A 21453-nucleotide genomic window follows, 5' to 3' on the forward strand; every position below is an offset into this window, starting at 1 on the left:
TGACGTCGTTGCAATCAGGTCAGGGCGACGCCGTAGTAATCGTCGACCTCGCGGGCGCCTCGCCAGTCCCATTCGGAGCCGCGGCCGTATTTCGGCGCGCGCTCGAGCTGATCCACCGTGACCATCACCTGATAGCCCCCCAGATCGACATTGTACTTCAGCGCGGGCCAGGGCAGTGGATAATGGTCGTCGCCGATGCCGAGGAAGCCGCCGAACGACAGCACCGCGTAGGACACCCGGCCGCTGACCTTCTCGATCATCACGCGCTCGATCGAACCGATCTTTTCGCCGTCCGGCCCGTACACCGCGGTTCCCTGCACCTTGTCGCTGCCGATCAGCTTGAGGGTTTCGTTGGCTTCTGGGTTCATGCTGGTCTCCCTGTGAAGCAAAACCAACGAGCGGATCGGAAACCTGTTCCGTGTCCGAGCCCGCGTCATCGCCTCTTCACAAACGGCAGAATCGTACTTATCCTCTCTTCATCGGAAACAACGAAAGGAGGTGGTCCAGTGTCTCACTCGAAACGCTGTCACCTCGCTGGGGACGCCCGCTGAGGTTGGCTGACTGAGCATCGTTGCGGCGGGCACGAGACCCGCTCGCCGGAAGTGATGCATAGGCAGTGAGCCGCTCGGCCGAGGCGTCTCGCAGCGCCTGGGAACCAGCGAGTTACGAGGCGCGCGTCGGCGTTCACACGCCGGCGCGCGTTTGTCGTTTTGGATCATCGATGGCTCAGATGGAATGAAGCGAAATCCGGGTTCTCTCGGATGAGGCCCGCATGTCGCTGCGCTGTATGCGAGGCACAGAGATTGCTCGATCAGAACGTGCCCGCCAACGTCAGCCGTACCGCCAGCGGTTCCATCGGATGGACATGGCGGTCGTCTACGCCGCCCAGCGGCTCGCCCGGCAGCCGCGACAAATAGTAGTATTCGATCTGGTTGGTCTTGGCGTTGAACAGGTTCAGAACGTCGAGCTGAACCCGCACACCGTTGTCGAAGCGATAACCGGCGCGGGCGTTGAAGATCAGCGACGACAGCGAGCGCACGCTGTCGTCCTCGATCAGCGGCCGCGGGCCGAAATAACGCCCCTTCAGCGCACCGAACCAGCCGCGCTGCTCGCCGAGCGTGAGGCCGGCGCTCGCCACCCAGGCCGGCGCGCCGGGGATGAAATCGCCGGCTGGATCGAAGTCGGTGAATCGTGCGCGCGTGTATGCCACGTCGAGATCGAGCCCGAGCCACGAGAGTGGGCGATACTGGCTGGTCCATTCGACGCCGACCCGGCGGCTCGGCCGGCTCGCTTCGGTGGTGCCGGCGTCGCCGACGAACAGGAGTTCGGAGTCGAAATCGAGCACGAATACGGCGAGTGACGTCGTCAGCCCGGGGATCGATTTGTTACGGATGCCGAGCTCGGCGCCCTTGGAGCGCACCAGCAGCGGCACGCGATTGACCGGATCGCCGGTGTTGGGATCGACCGTGATGGTGGCGCCGCGGATGTCGTTGCTGTGCAGCCCGGTGCCGGCGTTGCCGTAAAATTCGGTGCTGGCCCAGGGACCGAGCACGATGCCGGCCTTCGGGCTGGTCATCGATGCCGAGGCGTTGCCCGAGTTCGCCGGATTATCGCTGATCACGCGCCCGGAGAAATAGTCCTGCCGCACGCCGGCGGTGGTGCGCAGCCAATCGGTCCAGCGCACGGTGGTGTCGGTCCACAGCCCGAGCGATTGCTCGGAGACATCGTCGGCGCGCACCGTCGACAGCCAGTCTCGTTGGAAGGTCTTGTTGAGGCCGACATTGATGCGGTCGGAGCGCGTCTGCAGTCCGACCCGGGTCTCCACCGGCAGGCCGGCAAACCGATAGTCGAAGCGCTGCGTTCCGTTCAGGCCGAGCACCGTGCGGCGGTCGCGCTGGTTGAACTGGTCGCCGTTCACCGGATCGTCGAGGAAATAGGTGAAGTTGTTGTAGAGCTGCAGCGACGAGTGGATCACATAGGCACTGATGTCGGTCTGGCCGATGTCGCTCGATTTCGCGAACCGGCCGGACAGGCTGTAGCGGCTGGAGATGCCGCCGTCGGTCGGATCGAGCGAGCCGTCGCGGCCGATCAGGCCCTGGTCGATTGCGCGCTGCGCCACCTGATCGGTCGAGGTCCAGCGGTTGGAATAGGCCATGCCGGTGAGCGAGAAGCCGTCGGTCGTGGTGCCTTGGCTGTAGCGGACGACGCCGTTCAGCTTGCGGACGTTGTCCGGCACGTCCCACGGGCCGTTGTAGGTGTTGGCTTCGAACGCCGCGAGCCAGGTGCCGTCGCCCACGCGGGTCGAGCCGGCGCCGAGCAGCCGGCGATAGCCGAAACTGCCGATCGTGACTTCGGCGAGGGTCTTGGGCATCGCCCGCAGATATTCGATCCCGAGCGCGCCGGCCGAGCCGAAGTCGCCGACGTCGGCGAAATACGGCCCCTTACGCACCGTCATGCTGCCGATCAGCTCGGGGATCAGAAAGTTGACGTCGGCATAGCCCTGGCCGTGGCCATGGGTCGGCATGTTCACCGGCATGCCGTCGATGGTGATGGCGAGATCGGTGCCGTGGTCGAGATTGAAGCCGCGCAGGAAATACTGGTTGGCTTTGCCTTCGCCGGAATGCTGGGTGACGACCAGTCCGGGCGCGGCTTCCAGCGCCTCGCCAGGCCGCATGAACGGCAGGGCGTTGATCTCGGCCCCGGTGATGACGCGGCTGCTTGCAGCCTGATTTTGCGGCGCGCTCAGGGGTGCGGAGGCCTGGCCCGCGCCTGGGGCTGCCGAAGACGAAGAGGCGCCCGGTGTCGGTGTCGGGACTGCCCGGCCTTGTCGTGAGGTCGCCTCGCGGGCGTGGTGCCGCTTCGGCTTCGGCTTCGCCGCGCCCGGGGCATCGATCGTGACCTGCGGCAGCGCCTGCTCGGCTCGCGCCAACCCCGTCACCACAGTAAAACTCAACACGATGCAGCCGGCCGCACAGCCGCGCATCATCTCTCGCCGGACCCTGGCCACGCACACCCCCTCGAGTCCTGCATCGCTGCAAGACGCGCCCACCCTGAATCTGTTATCGCAGGCGGTCCCGGCAGAGCGCCCACGACCGCAGCCTGCCCGGCCAGTATGACAAAGTCAATGAAACTTCATACTGACAACGTGGTAACCACCAGAGGGGGACTATCGATGCACCGCGTCACCATCACGCTCGACGACGACCTGATGGAGAAGCTCGACGCGATCATCGCGGCGCGCGGCTACCAGAACCGTTCCGAGGCGATCCGCGATCTGGCGCGGATCGGCATCCAGCAGACCGCGGCGGAGACCACCAGCGGGCATTGCGTCGGCGCGATGGTCTACACCTACGATCACTCCAAGCGCGACCTGCCGCGCAAGCTGACCCAGAGCTTCCACCATCACCACGATCTGTCGCGCGCCACGATGCACGTGCATCTCGACCACGATCAGTGCCTCGAAGTGACGATCCTCGACGGCAACGCCAGCGAGCTGCAGCACTTCGCCGACCACATCTTCGCCGAACGCGGCGTCCGCTATGGAAGGCTGGTGACGATTCCGGCGGAGCCGGAGGATAGAGACTGATAGCTAAAGAGATGCGATAGTTCGATCACACCGAGTGGCTTCGCCGCTCGGGTTTGCTGGAGGCTCCAGATCTTGAGAAGATGGAGCCACGACGAGTACGACGACGACCAAGTTTTCATCCGAGGCACGCGAGCGAGCGGTTCGGATGGTGTTGAATTACGCTGGCGAGCATTCCTCGCGCTGGGCGGCGGTGACCTCGATCGCTGCCAAGGCGCAGGAACGGAGAACCGCGAGGTCTGGCAGGCCAACGAGATCCTGCGCAAGGCCAGCGCCTATTTTGGCACGGCGGAGCTCGACGTGACGAACGGGCTCTCTTGGGAAGTTGGAGAGCGCGGTGCGTCGACGCGAAACTTGAGTAGTTTCATGTGTCTAGAAGTGGCGCACCCGACACGATTCGAACGTGTGACCTTTGCCTTCGGAGGGCAACGCTCTATCCAGCTGAGCTACGGGTGCGTGCCCCGTTCCTGTAGCCGATCGCAGTCGGATCGGCAACGGGGGAGAAAAGCGATATTTTTTCAAAGGGTAAGCGCCTCGGATGGCGGTCGCATGTTCGAATCGCGTCGGATGCGCCGAATTCCGCCGATGGCGATCGATCGTGCGCGGCTGCGGGTCGTTTGTGGTTGGGCGGCTCCTCGTGCCGCTTTGCAATCTAGACGCCCATGGCCGACTTGGTGGCAAAAGCCACGATGATCAATGCCACGACGACGAGGCCGAGCACGATCGGCATCGGCGGCGCCAGCTTGGCCGGGGATGCGGTGCCCGCCGCGCCGCGCAGCACCACAGATGAAACCGCCAAGGCGGCGCCGAGCGCTGTGCCGATCCATTCCAGCGTCGCCAGCAGCGTCGACATCGGATTGGGCGTCACCGGGAAGATGCGGCCGAGGTCGAGCAGATAGACGGCGACGAAAGCGAGCCCGGCAAGTCCAGCCCAGCCATATGCTCTGCCGGTTCTGATAACGAGATAGGCGAGCACCAGGCTTCCCAGGCCGAGCACGGTCAGAAACACGTTGAACGCGCCCAGCACCATCGCCGGATAGGCGCTGAAGTCGCGGGTTTCGACGAAGCCGCCGGGCACCATCAGCGCCAGATTCAGCGCGGACGCGATCAGAAGTGCGGGGACGACAGGGCGTGAGCTGGGCATGCGACGAAACCTCGAAATGATGCGGCGGATTGCGCCGCGGGTGCCGATGGTCGCGCCCAGCGCACGCATCGCGGTGAACAGGATGAAGATCCGGCAGCCGGGCGCCAGCGCGCTGTTTTGGCCGGATTCGTCAGGCAGGATCATGGACCACACGAGAGAGGTTGCATGGACGCGATTGAAACAGACCGGCTGATCCTGCGGAATTTTCGGATCGAGGATGCGGCCGACCTTTACGCTTATTTGCGCGAACCGAGGGCGAGTTGCTTCCTTTCGCTGAAACTGGAGGACATCGGCGCCGCGCGGGCCGAGGCCGAAGACCGCAGCCGGAGCGACGAGCACATCGCCGTCTGCCTGAAGACTTCAGGTCGGCTGATCGGCGATCTGTTCGCCGTGCCCGAGGACGATACGGTTTCGGTCGGGTGGAATCTCAACCCGGACTTCGGTGGACAGGGGTTCGCTTTCGAGGCCGCCCGAGCTTTGTTCGCGCATCTGTTCGCTGCCGGAGGCGCTCGTCGTCTCTATGCCTATGTCGAGGATCACAACACGGCGTCGCGACGTCTGTGTGAAAGACTGGGGATGCGCCAGGAGGGGCTGTTCGTGGAGTTCGTGTCGTTCAAGGCCGACGACAACGGGGTTCCGATCTACGAAAACACGATGCAGTACGCGATCCTTCGAAAGGAATGGGAAGCAAGGCCGTGAGTGGAAAACTCATGCCGTGAGGCTGTCAACCGGCGCTGCATTCCTCGCCTTGTCTGCTCGCACTAATATTGGTCGATCGGCACGATCACCTTGCCGATCGGCCAAAGCGCGATGGCGGCCAGCTTCAGGTGGGCCCAGGCGAACGGAATGCCGATGATCGTCACGGCGAGCAGCACGGCGGTGACGACGTGTCCGATCGCGAGCCACCAGCCTGCGAGTACCAGCCAGATCACATTGCCGATCACCCCGAGCGGTCCGGTGCCGATGTCTTCGCGTCCGGTGACGGTCTCCCGTGGCACCGCGGTCTGGCCGAACGGAAACAGCGTGTAGACCCCGATACTGAACGCCGCGCGCGCCCACGGCAGTCCGATGATGGTGATCGCCATGATCACCGCCGCGACCGCCCACCCGACCGCCATCCAGAAGCCGCCGAGCGCGATCCAGAGGATATTCAGGACGAGCGATACGGGAGACATCGTGAGCTCCTTGGGGTTCGCAACGATCAGATCCGTACTTCGATCAGGATCTGCACTTCGAAAATGGCTGCTTCGGCGGCTCGAAGTCAGGTGGCGAATTTAGAAGGACGCGGCGCGGGAGAAAAGCCGCATGTGATCGGCGTGTCGTTCACCCGAAAGATGCGCTGCGCAATCATCGGCGGCGAGGGCTGCTTCTCGACGAACATCGAGTTGTCCACACCCGGTTCCCGCAGCTCGAAATCGCCATGATGGCGGCGGATTGCGGTCAAAGCGGTCGGCTATGGTGGATCGTTCGCTGCATAAGGAGCCGACGCTTGCCTTACACCATCACGGCCGTTCGAGGCGACGAGAAGATGCGCTGCGTGCGCGACAGCGCGCTGATCGCGCTCGCCAAGGCGCGGATCTGGGAGAGCGAAGGCTGGGACGTGACGGTCGCCGGCGAAGACGGCGGCGCGCTCGGTCTGGCGCAACTCGACGCGCATGTGGCGGCGTATCGCGCGCTGGCGACGGCGGACGTCGTCGCGATGCCGGATCTGATCGGGCCGCGACGGCCGGCGGCCGCATCGGGGCGTGGTTTCGACGATGCGCGTGGACGCTCTACGCGGCGACAGCCGGCCCAGGAGGCAGTATCCGCCTGAGCCGGCCCCCAGCGGCCTGACGCGCGGCGCGCCTCAGCCTTCCGCCACCGCATCGCCCCACGGCTGGGCGATTTCGGTCGCGCCGCTGTTGCTGGCGCCGTGCCGCAGCACCACGCTCGGGCAGGCGAATTTCATCGGGAAGGTCTGCACCCGCGCTTCTTCGTAATCGAATTGGCTGCGGAGCGCCTCGCGCGTCGCCAGCGGCAGGCGCACGTCGCCGATCACCACCTCGCCTTCGCTGGCGTCGATCCGCGGCTGGTGGATCGCGGCGTCGAGGTCCATGCCGTAGTCGATCACGAACGACAGGATCTGCGCCACCGCCGGCAGAATGCGGCGGCCGCCGGAGGCGCCAAGCGCCAGCCTGCGGCCGTCGGGCGCTGCCGCCAGCACCGGAGTGTAGTTGGTCAGGCAGCGCTTGCCCGGCGCCAGCGAGTTCGGCCGATCCGGCTCCGGATCGAACCACATGATGCCGTTGTTCATCATGATGCCGGTGTGCGGCGTTTCGAATTTCGAGCCGAAGGTCGACAGCAGAGTCTGCGTCACCGCCGCCATGTTGCCGTCGCGATCGACCACCGAGAAATGCGTGGTGCAGGCCGGCGCCAGATGCTCGGCGCCGAGGGCGCGGCGGCCGTCGGCGTCGCCCATGTCACGCAGCCGCTCGGCATAGGCCGATTGCAGCGCGCGCGCATAGGCGGCGTAGGCATCGGCGTTCGGTTGATTGCCGCTGGGCGTCAGGCTGTCGCCGAGAACTCGCAGCGTATGCGCTAGCGTCGGCCCGGCGGTCAGCTCCGGCGTCGCGAACACCTGGCCACCGCGATACGGGATCGTCAGCGGTTGTCGCAGATGGGCGCGGAAGCCGGCCAGATCCTCGACCGACAGCGTGCCGCCTGCGGCCTGGATATCGGCGGCGAGGCTGCGTGCCAAATCGCCTTCGTAGAAGTCGCGCGGTCCTTGTTCGGCGAGCTGGGCCAGCGTCGCCTGCAGCCGGTCCTGCGGCAGGACGACGTTCGACTTGATGCCCCACGGCGCGTGCGGCGGCAGCCCGTCGACCAGATACGACGCGGCGCTGGCCTGGTAGCGCCGCAGATCGGCCGCGACGCTGCCGATCATCAGCGTGGTCCACCAGTCGATCGAAAGCCCGTCGCCGGCGAGCGCGATGCTGGGCGCCACCAGGTCGCGCCACGGCAGCTTCGCGTAGCGGCTATGTGCCTCTTCCATGCCGGCGACCACGCCCGGCACCGCGACCGCGGCCGGGCCGTGGATGTTGCGGTCGTCCTTGACCCGCGGCCACGGAAACAGATCGGACGCCGCGCCGGCGCCGGTCAGCGGATAGTCCTGGACGCGCAGGCTCTGCGGCGCCCGCATGCCGTAGTCGATCACCTCGGTGCGGTCTTCCTTGGCGCGATACAGCACCATCGCGCCGCCGCCGCCGATGCCGCTCATCCACGGTTCGAGCACGCCGAGCGCGAAGGTGGTGGCGATCACCGCGTCGATGCAGTCGCCGCCCGCGGCCAGCACGTCGGCGCCGATCTCGGCGGCTCGGCGCGACTGCGCCGCGACGATGCCGCCCTTGGCGGTAATCGCCGGCTTACGAATCTGCTGCAGATGGCTGAACTGGTCGGTCATGCGGAGGCTTTCGCTGAGATGAGACTACGGGCGGGGGGACCGACGGCAGCCGTCGGCGCCCGGTCAGTCTAGGGCCTGCCGCGCGCCGCTGCTACGACGCAGAAGCAGCCATGCCGCTCAGGCAGCGCAGGTTGAAGGGTGCGAGTCGAGCAACTTGCGGAAGGCGGTGGCGGGGACCGCCGGGCTGAACAGCCAGCCTTGCATCTGGGTGCAGCCGAGCGTGCTCAGGATCTCGCGTTGGCGCGGGGTTTCGACCCCCTCTGCGGTGGTCGTCATGCGGCGCGCCGCCGCGATATTGACCACCGCCTGCACGATCGCCGTGGAGCCTTCGGTGGTGTCGATCACGTCGATGAAGCTGCGATCGATCTTGATCTTGTCGAACGGGAAGCGCTGCAGATAGCTCAGCGACGAATAGCCGGTGCCGAAATCGTCGAGCGAGATTTTGACACCGAGCCCTCGAAGCTGCGTCAGCGTGTTCAGCGCCGCGTCGTCGTCGTGAATCAGGACCGCCTCGGTGATTTCGAGTTCGAGCCGTTCCGCCGGCAGCCCGGCCGCGCCCAGCACGGAAGCGACCAGCAGCGCCAGCGACGGCTGGCGGAATTGCACCGGCGAGATGTTCACCGCGAGCGTGATGTCGGAATCCCATTTCGCCGCCTCGGAACAGGCGGTCGCCAGCGTCCAGGCGCCGATCTCGTTGATCAGGCCGGTGTCTTCGGCGATCGGAATGAACTCGGCCGGCGAGATCATGCCGCGGGTCGGATGCCGCCAGCGTAGCAGCGCCTCGCAGCCGGTGATTGCGCCGCTGCGGAGATCGACCAGCGGCTGATAATGGATTTCGAAGCCGTGCTCGGCGATCGCGCTGCGCAGATCGAATTCGAGCTGCCGGCGGGTCTTGGCGGCGGCGTCCATCTCCGGCTCGAAGAACCGAAAGGTGCGGCGGCCTTCGGCTTTGGCGCTGTACATCGCCAGATCGGCGTTCTTCACCAACTGGTCGAGATCGGCGCCGTCACGCGGTCCGATCGCGATCCCGATCGACGCATCGGTCGAGAGTTGATGGCCGAGGCACTGGTAGGGCTGCCGGATCGACTCGTAGATGCGGTCGACCAGCGCGGTGGCGTCGTCGGCGCCACTGACCGCGATCTGGATCACGGCGAATTCGTCGCCGCCGAGGCGGGCGACAAAGTCGATCTCGCGCACACAATCGCGCAGCCGCACCGCGACCTGCTTCAGCAGTTCGTCGCCGACCGGATGGCCGAGCGTGTCGTTGATACTCTTGAACTCGTCGATGTCGATGTACAGCAGCGCGAATGGCTCACCGCGGCCGGCACGCTGCAGTTCATTCTCCAGTCTCTGCCGGAACATGGTGCGGTTCGGCAGATCTGTCAGACTGTCGAAATGCGCCAGATAGGAGATCTTTTCGTCGTAATGGGTGCGCTCGGTAACGTCCTCATGGGTGATGACCCAGCCGCCTCCGGGCACCGGGACGCTGGAGAATTCGATCGAGCGGCTGCCGATGCTGTGGATCTCGGAGATTCTTCGACTCGACAGTGTGTCGATGAGGTTCGTGGCGATGCTGTCGACATCTCCGTGCACCGAGCCGGTCGATTTGCGGTGCTCCAGTACGTCGCGCAGGCTGCAGCCCGGCTTCACGATCTCCGGCGACAGCCCGTACATGTCGAGATAGCGCTGATTGCATACCACCAGTCGCGCCTGGGCGTCGAACAGCAGCAGGCCCTGCGACATGTTGTTGATTGCGGTGTCGAGACGTTGCTTGTCGAGCAGCAACTTGCGCTGGGTGGCATGATGGTGCTTGGAGATCTGATGAACGATCAGCAGCAGGATCACCGTCACCACCAGCGCCGACACCACCGCCACCGACACGAGCAGATTGGTCTGGCTGCGCCAGCTCGCCAGCGCATCTTCGGTCGTCATGGTGGCGACCATCACGATTGGAAGTCCGCTCAGCGCGTGCGAGGCCACCAGACGCTCCTGGCCGTCGACCGGGGAGGTCAATCGCGCAGTGGTATCGCCGTCGAATAGCGCCTGCTGTAGAGTCGGACCGTCGCGGAAATTGCGGCCGATCATGCCCTCGACATGAGGATGGCGCGTCAGCAGCGTGCCGTCGCTGTGGTGCACGGCGATCGCGGAATCGCCGATCAGCGATACCTGCGACAGGAAGCGTTCGAAATGCGCCGGTGTGAGTGCGCGGGTGACGACGCCGAGAAACTCGCCGTGAGCGTCGTTCAGCCGCTGTGCCAGCACGGTGGTCCAGCCGCCTGCCAATGCGTTGTGCTCCAGCGCCACCGTGATCCGTTGCGTGGTCCCTGCTTTGTGCTCGCGGAAGTAGTCTTGTTCGGAGATCGAGATCTCCGGCACCGGCCACACGTCCGAGGCGTTGATCAGCCGGCCGGTGGCGTCGAAGATCTTCAGCGCGGTGATTTCGGTGGCGCCCCTGGCGCGGGACCGCAGCATCTGATGCGCGGCGAGCGTCGCCATCCCGCCGCTGAACGCATCGGCGGATCGTTGCTGCGCCTGGCGCGCTATCGCGACGATCTCGTTCTGGATTTCCAGAAATTCTTCGATCTCGCGGTCGTAATGCAGCGCCAGCAGCAGCGCAGTATTGGACAGTTCGCGCTCGCTGTTCTGCAGCGCCCGGTCACGGAAATTGTTCACCGTCCAGGTCGTGGTGAGGGCTATCCCAGCGATCAGGATCGCGCCGCTCAGAATGAGCCACAGGACCGGACGGTGGCGAAGCGCTCCGGCGAGCGACGGCCGATCGCTGGCGTCTGACAGGTGGCCGAGGGCCTGATCTCGGGGGCGGGGGCTCTGCATTCTGTGAAAACTACCAGCCACAAATGAGAGGCGGGTTAGCAATCACGGTAAGCGAAACTTGAATCGGGCCTCGTCTGGACCAACAAGGTCGATGCTGAGCTGTTCAATCTTGCTCACACAAGACGCGATGCGTCAACGGCGGCGAACGACGTATACGGGCGGCATCCCATAGGCAGAAGGCCGGCTGATCGCTCCGCCGGCCTTCTGAACATCATGCGCGCGGATCGCGCGCCCGATTGTTATCGGTCAGTTGATCGGCGTGCCCGGACGAGGAGCCGTGGCGCTGTTGGCGCGATAGACTTCGAACACCCCCCAGGCCGCGACGGCGAGATACAGCAGTGCCACCAGATTGCGGGGCAGGATCATCGCCAGCGCGATCATCGCTACCGCAACGGTGCAAGCTTTCACGATCTTGTTCTCGTCGACGAAGATCAGCTTGAACCGATCCCAGTTCTCCGCCTTCCACAGCGGGGGATTCATGGTCTGCAGGCCGAACTTCTCCCACGCGCCCTTGAAGCCGATTTCACGCGCCCACAACAGAAACAGCGCGATGAGGAAGGTGGCGATGGTGACGAGGGCGGCGAGAGGACCGCCGGCGTAGCCGATGACGACCACGAGGGCGATTGCAAAAGCACCGATCCAATACTGCATTGATTTACCTATTGTCACCCAGCGGAGGCGGGTGCCCTTTCAGGTTCGTCCACGCGCGCATCGCCGCGGGTGGGATGGAAAGACGGTCAGGTACGCGCACGCTGCTGCGGAGGTCGTCATCCTCGACTGCGTCCACGATCTTGAGCGCGAAACAACCGGCAAACGCCGATTCCCAGCTCATTTTGAATAGGGCAAATGAGAAAGCCCTGCCAGTCAGGCGAATTGCTGACACCGGACGTTGAATGACGTGCGGCGGGCGGTCGCAGCGGGCCGCCTCACCAGCGGCGGGAGCAGCCCTCTTGGTCTTTGGTCGCAAGCGCTGCAGGTATTCTTACCAGCGGTCAGCTTAATCACTGCGTAACGACGACTGCGAATAGTCGAGCCTGAGGGGGAGAATACCCATGCTGCAGAAGCTCGAAACCACGGATCTGAAAGAAGCCCGCCGATCGCGAATCGCGCAGTTCAGCGGTCGCGCCGCCACGTTGAAGGTCGGAGGTTCCTCGGTCACCGGCATCGTCCATGCCGTCAAGGAAGACAAAACCGGCGAGACCCCGCGCTGGATCGTCACGGTGATGTCGCAGCCGGCGCGGCGCTGATCACACCGACAGCAACTGCGACGGCGGAACGAAGTGGTGGGCGTTTTGGCCGGCCTGCGCTTTCGCCTTGGCCAGTTCGGCGCGCGCCACCACGCGCAGATGCACCTCATCCGGCCCGTCGAGAAACCGCATCGCCCGGCCCCAGGTCCATAGATAAGACAACGGCGTATCCGGCGTCAGGCCCATCGCCCCGAACACCTGCATGGCGCGATCGACGACCCGTGTCTGCAACCGCGCTGCTACCAGCTTGATCGCCGAGACATCGACCCGCGCTGCGGCGTTGCCAGCACGGTCCATCCGGTGCGCCGCCTGCATCACCAAGAGCCGCGCCTGATCGATCTCCAGCCGCGATTCTGCGATCCAGTCCTGAACGTTGGCGAAGTCGGCGAGGTGTTTGCCGAACGCCTCGCGCTCCAGCGCGCGTTCCGCCATCAGTTCGAGCGCGACTTCGCATTGGCCAATGGTGCGCATGCAATGATGCACCCGGCCTGGCCCGAGCCGGTCCTGTGCCAGTCGGAAGCCTTTGCCTTCCTCGCCGAGCAGGTTGGCGGCCGGCACCCGGACATCGCGGAACAGCAGCTCGCAATGCCCTTCGGGCGAGTGATAATGCATGATCGGGATGTTGCGGACGATCGACAGCCCGGGCGTGTCCATCGGCACCAGCAGCATCGAGTGTCGCTCGTGCGAGGTCGGCGGCAGGCTGTCGTTGGAGACGCCCATCACGATCGCCAGCTTGCAGTTCGGATGCGCCGGCCCGGTGATGAACCATTTGCGGCCGTTGACGACGTAGTGGTCGCCGTCGCGCCGGATCGTGGTGCGGATGTTGCGCGCGTCGGAAGACGCCGCGTCCGGCTCGCTCATCGCGAAGCAGGAGCGAATCTCGCCGATCAGCAGCGGATCGAGCCATTGGCTGCGCTGCTCCGGCGTTGCCGCCAGATGCAGCAGCTCCATGTTGCCGGTGTCCGGCGCATTGCAGTTGAACACTTCCGACGCCCAATGCACCCTGCCCATGATCTCGGCGAGTGGTGCGTATTCGACATTGCTCAGGCGTTGGCCGGGATCTCCGTCGCTCAGACCCGGCAGAAACAGATTCCACAGTTCCTCGGAGAACGCTTTCGACTTCAGCCGTTCGATCAGTGCGAGAGGATAGCGCCCGGCCGCCACCTCGCGATGCCAAGCAACGTTGGCCGGCTCGACGTGGAAACGCATGAAATCGGAGAGCTGCGCGCGCAGCCGTTGCACCTTGTCGCTGTGATCGAAATCCATACAGGGCTCTATGGCGAGAGAGGCGACGGAACATTCCGCCGAGGCTGGTAGCGCGGGGGCGAGCCGTCGCTGCGCCCGCGTCAATTGCGCTTGAGGCTGAGGATGTAGTGCACGATCTCCGCGGCATCGCCGGGTGCGATGATGAAGTTCGGCATATCGGTGTGGTTGGAACGTAGGAACACGTTCAGGGACAGCGCGGTGGTCGAGGGTAGATTCGCGATCCGGGAGAAGCTCGGACCTTTGCCGTCGCGGGCATCGTCCGGCTCGATCGCATGGCACTCGGCACACCATCGGGCGGCGAGCTTATGACCTGTCGAAATACCGTCCTGCGGGGCGACCGCGTCGGCGCGGTGCAGCCGAACCATCAGCAGCACCGCGACGATCAGACATCCAGTGGCAAATGATCTGCCCCACCCGAGCGACATCGCCGCGCTTAGTGACGGACGGTACCGGGCGCGACGTGGAAGTCCTTTTCCAGCGCGTCGAGCGTCACCTTGTTGGCGCAATACGCCTGGTAGTGTTCGGCGAGCGAGCCGTCGGCGATGTCGTGATCGCACTCGGCCTTGTGGCGGCACAGCGCGCAGACGCGTTCGAGATCGCGCATCACCAGCGGCTGGGCGCGGGCGATCGCGGCCTCGTCGATGCCGAGAACCTTGAGGAGCTGCGGCAGCTCTTCGACCTTGTGCGGACCCTGTCGGACCAGTTCGTCGAGGTCGGATGCGGTGACGCCGAGGTCGTGCGCGATGCGGCCGAATTCAGCGGAATCGAACTGACACATCTCGACGACTTCACGGCGGTGCTTCAGCCAGTCGGCGAAGGTTTCGATCAGCCGGTCGACGAGCGGATAGGGGCGGCTATGGGCAGGCATTTCGCCCTCCAAGATGTCTGACGGTGGCGGTACAATCGCTGAAGTATCCCGCAATCACATTGCGATAGATCAAGCAAAACGCCCTCGGAAAGTACCGGAGGTCGAAGCTGCCGAGCCAACACAATCAGTTGTTTGTTCGCTGTGCGGAATACGGTTGAGCGTCGCTACGCGATGGAGCTGATCGTCTGCTCAGCGCCGCGCGAAGGTAGCGCGGGTCAGCGGTTGGCGCGCGTTCTCGACCTGGCGACCGGGCGCGTCGGGGCGGCCGTTGGTGAACGCCGGCACGGTCGGTCGCAGCTCTTCGAGGAAGATCGGCTTGGAGTAATAGTAGCCCTGCGCGTAGCGAATTCGCGTCATCGCCTGCAGGTAAGCGAGCTCTTCGAAGGTTTCGATCCCTTCGGCGATCACCGTCATCCCGAGCGCGTCGCTGAGCGATTCGATCGCCCGCAAAATACCCTGACTACGCGGTCGCTTGTGAATGTCCGTGATGAACGAGCGGTCGATCTTGATCTCGTCGGCGGTGATATCGGCAAGCGCCGACAACGACGAATAGCCGATGCCGAAATCGTCGATCGAGATCCCGACGCCGATCTTGCGCAGCATCGGCAGAATCTCTTGCTGGAAGTGCGCCTTGGCGACGAAAGCGTCTTCGGTGACCTCGATCATGAAGCGCGTCGGGCATTCGGTTGCGGCGAGCGCTTCACAGAACGAGCGCATGAATTCCGGCGAGCCGGCTTGTTTGGCGGCGACATTGACGCTGATGCTGGCATGTTCGCCGAACGCGGCGTTGATCAGGTCGATCGATTTCATGATTTCGCCGAGCACCAAATGGGTCAGCTCGTCGATCAGGCCGAGTTCGACCGCGAGATCGACGAAGGTGCCCGGCGCCTGGATCACGCCGTTGTCGTCGCGCAGCCGCACCAGCGCTTCGATGCCCTTGATCTCGTTGGTGCGGATGTCGACCTTGGGCTGGAATGCGCAGCAGAATCGCTTGTCGAGAATGGCTTGGCGCAACGACTGCTCCACCGCCATCCGCGCCAGCGCCTCGCGCTCCATCGCGACGTTGAAGATCGCCAAGGCCCCCTTGGCGTCGCTCTTCACCCGATACATCGCGATGTCGGCGTTCTGCCGCAGCGCTTCATAGCTGCTGCCGTGATCCGGATACAGGCTGATGCCGATCGACGCGGAGGCGAACACTTCGGTGCCGTCGATGTAGAACGGCGCCTTCAACCGCTGCAGCAGGAATTCGACGTGATCGGCGACCTCGTTTTCGCTGGTCACCGGATCAAGCAGCAGCAGGAATTCGTCGCCGCTGATTCGCGACAGCACGTCGGTGTCGCGCAGCTCCAGCGACAGCCGCTTGGCGATTCCGACCAGCAGCGCATCGCCGACCGAATGGCCGTAGTAATCGTTGATGTGCTTGAAATTGTCGACATCGAGGAACGCCAGCGCGAAATGCTGCGACCGGTGGTCTTCGATCAGCGCGGTGACGTGATGCTCGATCACGGCGCGGTTCGGCAGGCCGGTGAGCTCGTCGTAATAGGCACGGCGAAACAGCTCGTCCTCGATCACCTTCTGCTCGGTGACGTCGAGAGAACTCGACAGCAGCAGTTTGCGCCCGGCGATATCCACCGGCTTGTGCGCGGTCAGCAGTGCGCGGGCCGCGCCGTCGAAGGTGAGGCGTTCCTCGCGGGTCCCGGCCTGGCCCTCGGCTAGCAGCGCGGCGCCGTCGTTGCGGCGCCGCTCAAGTGGCAGGTTGCCGACGGCGTCAGTCGCCGTCGGGGCGAGCCGATATTGCGCGGCAGCGGCGTCGTTGACGAAGATAAAGCGGCCTTCCTCGTCCTGTACAGTCACCGCCGCCGGCAGTGCGCGTACGATGTCTTTGAACAGCCGAAAGTCCTCGGCGTCAGCTGCAGCGGAATCGGACGGTGAGGCCACAGCGGGCCGATCGCCGGCGGCGTCGGTGGTTCCGATCGAGGGAGGGGCTGGTGTGGCGCTCGTCATGCGCGCAAAAGATCGCGCGGGCCGCTGTAATAATGGTTAAGTGCCGCAGCGAATGCCGGTGCGATCGTCCGATCCGTCGCGGATTTGAATTGCAGTCGAGTATTTGTCATTAACAGCTTGTCAACGCCGACAACGAAAGCGGTAGCAGGTGACACCTGCTCGATCAGGGAGCGACAAGGATGGGACGACTCGAGGGTAAGGTTGCGATCATCACCGGCGCAACCAGCGGCATCGGGTGGCGCACGGCGGAGGTTTTCGTCGCGGAAGGCGCCAGAATCGTGGTCGCGGGGCGCCGTGTCGCCGAAGGTGAGGCGCTGGCGGGGCAGCTCGGGGAGTGCTGCGTCTTCAAGCAGACCGACGTTACCGACGAGGCGCAGGTGCAGGCGCTGATCGGCACCGCGCTCGACAAATTCGGCCGGCTCGACTGTCTGTTCAACAATGCGGGCGGCCCGGCGCAGACCGGCGGCATTGAAGGGCTCGAAGTCGATCGCTTCGACGCTGCAATGGCGACGCTGGTGCGCAGCGTGATGCTGGGCATGAAGCATGCCGCACCGGTGATGAAGAAGCAGGGCTCAGGCTCGATCATCAACAATGGCAGCATCGCCGGCCGCCTTGCCGGGTTTTCATCGTCGCTGGTGTACGGCGCTGCCAAGGCGGCGGTAAACCATTTTACCAAATGCGTCGCGATGGAGCTCGGCGAATCCGGCATCCGCGTCAATTCGATTTCGCCCGGCGCGATCGCCACCGGCATCTTCGGCAAGGCGCTCGGGCTGACCACCGACGCGGCCGAAAAGACCGCGGCGACGATGCGCGAGATCTACAAGACCGCGCAGCCGATCCAGCGCGCCGGCGTTCCGGACGATATCGCTCAGGCCGCGGTGTTTCTCGCCAGCGATGAGTCGACCTTCATCAATGGTCACGATCTCGTGGTCGACGGCGGCATCACCGGCGGCCGCAACTGGACGGCGCAGCAGCAGGGCTACGTTGCCCTGCGCAAGGCGTTCGATCAGGCCGAGGGGTGAGATAGCTACTGCTCGTCATTGCGAGCGAAGCGAAGCAATCCAGAGCACCGAGTATTGCGTCTGGATTGCTTCGCTTCGCTCCTCGCAATGACGGTCGAAGTTGTTCCGCGAAATTACTTCGCCGGCGCCACCTGCACTCGCAGCCCGTCCTTCGGCTTCGGGATCGGCCACATCTGCCACGACGCCTGATAGTTTGGCGGCAACGACAGGTCGACGTTCTGCAGCAGGTGTACGGCGAAGCACTTCGCCTGCATGTAGGCGAAGTTGAGCCCCAGGCACATATGCGCGCCGCCGCCATAGGGAATCCAGGCGAAGCGGTGGCGGCCGCGCGAGGCGTCGTCGGTAAAGCGCAGCGGATCGAACTGATCGGGGTTCGGCCAGATCTCCGGCATGTGGTGGGTGTACAGCGGATTGACCGCCACCATGGTGCCGGCCGGAATCGTGTAACCCCTGAAGCTGAAGGCGCGCGTCGCCCGCCGCGGCAGCGACGGCACCGGCGGCCGCAGCCGCATCGCTTCCTTGAACGCCATCTCTGTGAGCGGCAGCGCGTCGAGCTGTTCGAAGCTGATCGGCTCGCCCGGTTTCAGCCCGAGCCCGGCAATCTCTTCGCGCAGCTTGTGCTGCCACTCTGGATGCGCGGCGAGCGCGGCAACGAACGAGGTCAGCGACGATGTCAGCGTGTCGTGCGCCGCCATCATCAGGAAGCTCATGTGATCGATGATCGCCTGGTTCGAGAGTAGCGCGCCGTCGTCGTGGGTGGCACGGCAGAGCTGCGAGAACAGATCGTCGCCGCCCTTGGCGCGACGAATCGGAATCTGTTCGGCGAAGTAAGCGACGATGCGTTGCCGGCCCTTGACGCCGCGGGCCATCGCGGTGCCCGGCCACGGCTTGCGGATCGGCGCAACTGAAGCAGCGACCATGTCAATGAAGGCGCGGTTGACCTCGTCGGTTTCGGCGCCGATCGCGGTGCCGAGGAACGAGGTCGCGGCGAGATCGAGCGTCAGCTGCTTCATCGCCGGGTAGCACAGCATCTCGCCGGGGCGATTTCGCCACTCCGCGATACGGCGGGCGATGCCGGCGTTGAGTTCGGCCAGATAGGATTGCATCGGGCCGGCTTTGAACGCCACCGACAGCGTGCGCCGGTGCAGCCGGTGCTCGTCGAAATCGAGCATCATCAGGCCGCGCGGGAACAGCCGCCCGAGGATCGGGCCCCAGCCATGGGTCGAGGAAAACAGCTTGGTATTGTCGAACAGCACCAGCTCATTGGCTTCCGGCCCGAGCAGGGTGATCGAGGTCTCGCCGAGAACGCGGCTGCGATACACCGGACCATAGGTCCGCGCCATCTTCTCGACCTCGCCTTTCGGATCGGCGAGCACCGCGAGGGTCCGGCCGATGATCGGCCAACCTTCGTCACCGGGAATGTGGGCGAGCGCGCTACGCTTCGGCGGCACTGGCCGAGCGACGAGTGACGAATCCGCGACCTGGATCGACATGGGGCCTCCTCCGGCGTGTTGCAGCGGCCATGCGGAGGTGTGCCCCCGTTCTGTGGCGCGTTGCAGTTGAAAATAGGAGGCGTCCGCGTAGCTTGGCAAGGCCAAACCGCGGCGGCGGAGGATTATGACGCTGCGGCCAGCGGCTGGCGCAACCGCTGCTCTGCCGGGCTCAGGATCGTCATCGGCGCGGCGACGCCGCGCAGCGGGTAGTCGCCAAGCGGCTCCAGCGGTGTGTCGATATGGTTGGCGGCTGCCGCCGTCACCAGGATGCTGCGGCCGTTGGTTTTCTGCAGCGCTTCGACCCGGCTGGCCTCGTTCACCGCCGGTCCGATCACGGTGAAGTCGAGCCGCTCGGCGGCGCCGATATTGCCGAAGAACACTTCGCCCTCGTGCAGCGCGATGCCGGCGCGCAGCGGCCGCCAGCCGTCGCAGTTCACGCCCGCCGGATCGATCAGGTTGAGCCGCGACAGGCCCGCCTGCGCTTCCATCGCCGCCGTCAGCGCGGCGTTGCCGGCCGCGCGCGGATTGTCGCCGAGCGGAAACACCGCCAACAGCCCATCGCCGATGAACTTCAGGACGTCACCGCCGTTGCGCAGCACCGCGTCGGCGAACACCTCGAAGTAAGCGTTGAGCAGCGCGATCATGTCGTTGCCGCACAGCCGGTCGGACAAATCGGTGAAGCCGCGCAGGTCCGACATCCAGATGATGGCGCGGATCGGCTCGCCGGCGCCGCGCTTGATATCGCCGCTCAGCACCTTGGCGCCGGCCACCGGACCGAGATAGGCGCCGAGCGCGTTGATGGCGATCCGGGTCGCGACGTGACGGCCGACATGCAGGCCGAACAGCGTCAGCAGACGCTGGAACTGCGCCAGATGGTCGTCGCTGAACCCGCCCGGCTGCGTCGTCGCCAAGGTGACGGCGTGGCGGAAGCGCTCGCCGCCCATCGGCAGCGCCAGGTATTCGGTATAACCGCCGGCCGCGAGGTCGCGCATGATCGGGAATTCCGCCTGCGCAGCGGCATCCTGGGGATTGCGCCGGATCGCCTTGCCGCCCTCGAACAGGTTGTGCAGCGGATTGAGCCGGAACGCGTCGGTATCGGCGGTCGATTGGTTGACCTGGACTTCGTCGCACAGCCCGTCGGAGGCCCGCCAATTCCAGGCGAAGCCGAGCAATTGCGGATGCAGCGTGCGGATGTGAAGCGTGGCGCGATGCACCGGCAGCCCGACCGCGTTCATCCGCCACATCAGCGATTCGAATGTCAGCAGCATCTCCGGCTCGGCGGAGGCTTCATGCAGCAGCCAGGTGTCCAGCTCGGACAGCGTAATGCTGGCGGGGATGCAGGCAGGTCCGCGCTGGCTGCGGCGGACGATGCTGACGCCGGCGGGATAGACGCGCATCGCGTCGGGTGGTGCGGTTGGATCGGTCACGCAGGAACTTTCGTTGAGGATTGCAGCAGCGAGCCGCGACGGCCTGCCGCACGAAGCGATCTTGCCCCGGCTGGCGGAATTCCCCATCTCACGGATGCGTTATCCTGGCTCCCTTGCCGGAGCGGAGACGCTGGAGGAGGACCATGAGTTACTTCAAGACCGCTCTCTTGCTGGCCGGCCTCACCGCGCTGTTCATGGGGGTCGGCTATCTGATCGGCGGCGCCAACGGCGCGCTGATTGCGCTGATCGTCGCCGCGGCGATGAACATCTTCACCTACTGGAATTCCGACCGGATGGTGCTGTCGATGTACGGCGCCCAGGAGGTCGACGAGCGCTCGGCGCCGGATCTCCACCGGATGGTGGCGGAACTGGCCGGCCGCGCCGGCTTGCCGATGCCGCGGGTGTTCATCATGGACAACCCGCAGCCGAACGCCTTTGCCACCGGCCGCAATCCGGAGAACGCCGCCGTCGCCGTCACCACCGGCCTGATGCACCAGCTCAGCCGTGAAGAGCTCGCCGGCGTGGTGGCGCACGAGCTGGCGCATATCAAGCACCACGACACACTGCTGATGACCATCACGGCGACCATCGCCGGTGCGATCTCGATGGTGGCGCAGTTCGGCATGTTCTTCGGCGGCAACCGCGAGAACAACAACGGCCCGGGCCTGATCGGCTCGCTGGCGTTGATGATCCTCGCGCCGCTCGGCGCCATGCTGGTGCAGATGGCGATCAGCCGGACCCGCGAATACGCCGCCGACGAGATGGGCGCGCGGATCTGTGGCCAGCCAATGTGGCTCGCCTCCGCGCTGGGCCGGATCGAGGCCGCGGCGCATCAGGTGCCGAACGTCGACGCCGAACGCTCGCCCGCGACCGCGCACATGTTCATCATCAACCCGCTGTCGGGGCAGGGCATGGACAATCTGTTCGCCACCCACCCGTCGACCGACAACCGGATCGCGGCGCTGCAGCGGCTCGCCGCCGAGATCGGCGGCACGACGTATCGCCCGGCCTCGGCGTTTTCGCGCAGCGCCGGTGTTGCTCCCGCGAGCGTCCCCCCGCGCGGCAGCGGCCGCAGCCCCTGGGGCGGCCAGCCGCGCGACCGCGGGCCGTGGGGTTAGTCCGCGCCGG

The 21453-nt window shown here is 65.1% G+C and carries 19 protein-coding genes, 1 tRNA gene and 1 pseudogene; 7 read left to right on the forward strand and 14 right to left on the reverse strand.

The genetic code is table 11. From position 1 onward, the window contains the following. Positions 1-14: 14 nt before the first annotated feature. Both DNX69_RS19115 and DNX69_RS19120 read right to left on the reverse strand, forming a co-directional pair. Positions 15-368, reverse strand: coding sequence for a PRC-barrel domain-containing protein (locus tag DNX69_RS19115; RefSeq protein WP_110787481.1), 354 nt, complete (start codon positions 366-368; stop codon positions 15-17). 443 nt (positions 369-811) lie between these two features. After that, positions 812-2983: a TonB-dependent receptor gene (locus tag DNX69_RS19120; protein WP_110787718.1), complete on the reverse strand. Its 2172-nt coding sequence runs from the start codon at positions 2981-2983 to the stop codon at positions 812-814. Positions 2984-3172: 189 nt separating this feature from the next. Between DNX69_RS19120 and nikR the strand changes: the two genes are divergently transcribed. Together nikR and DNX69_RS19130 are read left to right on the forward strand one after the other, a co-directional pair. Continuing rightward, entirely contained in the window at positions 3173-3586 is a 414-nt protein-coding gene (gene nikR / locus DNX69_RS19125) for a nickel-responsive transcriptional regulator NikR (RefSeq protein ID WP_110787482.1), read from the forward strand. A gap of 145 nt (positions 3587-3731) precedes the next feature. Then, positions 3732-3865 (forward strand): annotated as a pseudogene (locus DNX69_RS19130) (IS3 family transposase); the annotation flags it as partial. Positions 3866-3962: 97 nt separating this feature from the next. Here the strand turns inward: DNX69_RS19130 and DNX69_RS19135 are convergent. Both DNX69_RS19135 and DNX69_RS19140 read right to left on the reverse strand, forming a co-directional pair. Further along, positions 3963-4039, reverse strand: a tRNA-Arg gene (locus tag DNX69_RS19135). Between the two features lie 196 nt (positions 4040-4235). Further along, positions 4236-4871, reverse strand: a complete 636-nt coding sequence (locus DNX69_RS19140) for a hypothetical protein (protein ID WP_207803163.1) — start codon at positions 4869-4871, stop codon at positions 4236-4238. Between the two features lie 21 nt (positions 4872-4892). Between DNX69_RS19140 and DNX69_RS19145 the strand changes: the two genes are divergently transcribed. Further along, positions 4893-5426, forward strand: a complete 534-nt coding sequence (locus DNX69_RS19145) for a GNAT family N-acetyltransferase (RefSeq protein WP_110787483.1) — start codon at positions 4893-4895, stop codon at positions 5424-5426. Positions 5427-5488: 62 nt separating this feature from the next. Here DNX69_RS19145 and DNX69_RS19150 read toward each other — a convergent pair whose 3' ends face one another. Then, the gene (locus DNX69_RS19150) at positions 5489-5902 is read right to left on the reverse strand and encodes a YccF domain-containing protein (RefSeq protein ID WP_110787484.1); all 414 of its coding nucleotides are present in this window, start codon (positions 5900-5902) and stop codon (positions 5489-5491) included. Positions 5903-6216: 314 nt separating this feature from the next. Between DNX69_RS19150 and DNX69_RS19160 the strand changes: the two genes are divergently transcribed. Then, a complete protein-coding gene (locus DNX69_RS19160) occupies positions 6217-6540 on the forward strand; it encodes a hypothetical protein (protein WP_234827006.1) in 324 nt (107 codons plus the stop codon). 33 nt (positions 6541-6573) lie between these two features. Here the strand turns inward: DNX69_RS19160 and DNX69_RS19165 are convergent, their stop codons facing one another. The 3 genes from DNX69_RS19165 to DNX69_RS19175 form a co-directional block, all read right to left on the reverse strand. After that, positions 6574-8166 carry a gamma-glutamyltransferase gene (locus DNX69_RS19165; RefSeq protein ID WP_110787486.1) on the reverse strand — a complete coding sequence of 531 codons (1593 nt, stop codon included), beginning with the start codon at positions 8164-8166 and terminating at the stop codon, positions 6574-6576. A gap of 117 nt (positions 8167-8283) precedes the next feature. Continuing rightward, positions 8284-10998, reverse strand: a complete 2715-nt coding sequence (locus DNX69_RS19170; protein WP_110787487.1) for a bifunctional diguanylate cyclase/phosphodiesterase — start codon at positions 10996-10998, stop codon at positions 8284-8286. A 246-nt stretch (positions 10999-11244) separates the two neighbouring features. Further along, entirely contained in the window at positions 11245-11649 is a 405-nt protein-coding gene (locus DNX69_RS19175; protein WP_110787488.1) for a hypothetical protein, read from the reverse strand. 401 nt (positions 11650-12050) lie between these two features. Between DNX69_RS19175 and DNX69_RS19180 the strand changes: the two genes are divergently transcribed. After that, complete coding sequence (locus tag DNX69_RS19180; protein ID WP_110787489.1) at positions 12051-12245, forward strand: hypothetical protein; 195 nt, start codon at positions 12051-12053, stop codon at positions 12243-12245. Here DNX69_RS19180 and DNX69_RS19185 read toward each other — a convergent pair whose 3' ends face one another. From DNX69_RS19185 to DNX69_RS19200, 4 genes are all read right to left on the reverse strand, one after another. Continuing rightward, positions 12246-13511, reverse strand: a complete 1266-nt coding sequence (locus DNX69_RS19185) for an acyl-CoA dehydrogenase family protein (protein ID WP_110787490.1) — start codon at positions 13509-13511, stop codon at positions 12246-12248. An 80-nt stretch (positions 13512-13591) separates the two neighbouring features. After that, on the reverse strand, positions 13592-13936 hold the full coding sequence (locus DNX69_RS19190) for a c-type cytochrome (RefSeq protein WP_110787491.1): 345 nt from the start codon (positions 13934-13936) through the stop codon (positions 13592-13594). An 8-nt stretch (positions 13937-13944) separates the two neighbouring features. Beyond that, complete coding sequence (locus tag DNX69_RS19195; RefSeq protein ID WP_110787492.1) at positions 13945-14379, reverse strand: hypothetical protein; 435 nt, start codon at positions 14377-14379, stop codon at positions 13945-13947. 189 nt (positions 14380-14568) lie between these two features. Further along, positions 14569-16383, reverse strand: coding sequence for a putative bifunctional diguanylate cyclase/phosphodiesterase (locus tag DNX69_RS19200; protein ID WP_110787493.1), 1815 nt, complete (start codon positions 16381-16383; stop codon positions 14569-14571). A 179-nt stretch (positions 16384-16562) separates the two neighbouring features. Here DNX69_RS19200 and DNX69_RS19205 point away from each other — a divergent pair, with 179 nt between their 5' ends. Beyond that, positions 16563-17405 carry an SDR family NAD(P)-dependent oxidoreductase gene (locus DNX69_RS19205; protein ID WP_110787494.1) on the forward strand — a complete coding sequence of 281 codons (843 nt, stop codon included), beginning with the start codon at positions 16563-16565 and terminating at the stop codon, positions 17403-17405. A gap of 113 nt (positions 17406-17518) precedes the next feature. On the opposite strand, the gene DNX69_RS19210 is transcribed toward DNX69_RS19205, so the two are convergent. Together DNX69_RS19210 and DNX69_RS19215 are read right to left on the reverse strand one after the other, a co-directional pair. Next, complete coding sequence (locus DNX69_RS19210; protein ID WP_110787495.1) at positions 17519-18898, reverse strand: cytochrome P450; 1380 nt, start codon at positions 18896-18898, stop codon at positions 17519-17521. A 122-nt stretch (positions 18899-19020) separates the two neighbouring features. Then, the gene (locus DNX69_RS19215) at positions 19021-20325 is read right to left on the reverse strand and encodes an adenylate/guanylate cyclase domain-containing protein (protein WP_234827007.1); all 1305 of its coding nucleotides are present in this window, start codon (positions 20323-20325) and stop codon (positions 19021-19023) included. A 143-nt stretch (positions 20326-20468) separates the two neighbouring features. Here DNX69_RS19215 and htpX point away from each other — a divergent pair, with 143 nt between their 5' ends. After that, positions 20469-21443 (forward strand): zinc metalloprotease HtpX, encoded by a 975-nt coding sequence (gene htpX, locus DNX69_RS19220; protein WP_110787497.1) that lies wholly within the window; start codon positions 20469-20471, stop codon positions 21441-21443. Positions 21444-21453 lie beyond the last annotated feature (10 nt).

The sequence above is a fragment of the Rhodopseudomonas palustris genome (assembly GCF_003226555.1).
GTDB classification, from domain to species: Bacteria; Pseudomonadota; Alphaproteobacteria; order Rhizobiales; family Xanthobacteraceae; genus Rhodopseudomonas; species Rhodopseudomonas palustris_I.

Excerpts from the sequence above, each read along its gene's own strand:
- DNX69_RS19175 (WP_110787488.1), bottom strand. The coding sequence starts at position 11,649 with ATGCAGTATTGGATCGGTGCTTTTGCAATCGCCCTCGTGGTCGTCATC.
- DNX69_RS19140 (WP_207803163.1), bottom strand. The coding sequence starts at position 4,871 with ATGATCCTGCCTGACGAATCCGGCCAAAACAGCGCGCTGGCGCCCGGC.
- DNX69_RS19180 (WP_110787489.1), top strand. The coding sequence starts at position 12,051 with ATGCTGCAGAAGCTCGAAACCACGGATCTGAAAGAAGCCCGCCGATCG.
- DNX69_RS19185 (WP_110787490.1), bottom strand. The coding sequence starts at position 13,511 with ATGGATTTCGATCACAGCGACAAGGTGCAACGGCTGCGCGCGCAGCTC.
- DNX69_RS19200 (WP_110787493.1), bottom strand. The coding sequence starts at position 16,383 with ATGACGAGCGCCACACCAGCCCCTCCCTCGATCGGAACCACCGACGCC.
- DNX69_RS19115 (WP_110787481.1), bottom strand. The coding sequence starts at position 368 with ATGAACCCAGAAGCCAACGAAACCCTCAAGCTGATCGGCAGCGACAAG.
- DNX69_RS19120 (WP_110787718.1), bottom strand. The coding sequence starts at position 2,983 with ATGCGCGGCTGTGCGGCCGGCTGCATCGTGTTGAGTTTTACTGTGGTG.
- nikR (WP_110787482.1), top strand. The coding sequence starts at position 3,173 with ATGCACCGCGTCACCATCACGCTCGACGACGACCTGATGGAGAAGCTC.
- DNX69_RS19205 (WP_110787494.1), top strand. The coding sequence starts at position 16,563 with ATGGGACGACTCGAGGGTAAGGTTGCGATCATCACCGGCGCAACCAGC.
- DNX69_RS19145 (WP_110787483.1), top strand. The coding sequence starts at position 4,893 with ATGGACGCGATTGAAACAGACCGGCTGATCCTGCGGAATTTTCGGATC.
- htpX (WP_110787497.1), top strand. The coding sequence starts at position 20,469 with ATGAGTTACTTCAAGACCGCTCTCTTGCTGGCCGGCCTCACCGCGCTG.
- DNX69_RS19190 (WP_110787491.1), bottom strand. The coding sequence starts at position 13,936 with ATGTCGCTCGGGTGGGGCAGATCATTTGCCACTGGATGTCTGATCGTC.
- DNX69_RS19210 (WP_110787495.1), bottom strand. The coding sequence starts at position 18,898 with ATGTCGATCCAGGTCGCGGATTCGTCACTCGTCGCTCGGCCAGTGCCG.
- DNX69_RS19170 (WP_110787487.1), bottom strand. The coding sequence starts at position 10,998 with ATGCAGAGCCCCCGCCCCCGAGATCAGGCCCTCGGCCACCTGTCAGAC.
- DNX69_RS19165 (WP_110787486.1), bottom strand. The coding sequence starts at position 8,166 with ATGACCGACCAGTTCAGCCATCTGCAGCAGATTCGTAAGCCGGCGATT.
- DNX69_RS19150 (WP_110787484.1), bottom strand. The coding sequence starts at position 5,902 with ATGTCTCCCGTATCGCTCGTCCTGAATATCCTCTGGATCGCGCTCGGC.
- DNX69_RS19195 (WP_110787492.1), bottom strand. The coding sequence starts at position 14,379 with ATGCCTGCCCATAGCCGCCCCTATCCGCTCGTCGACCGGCTGATCGAA.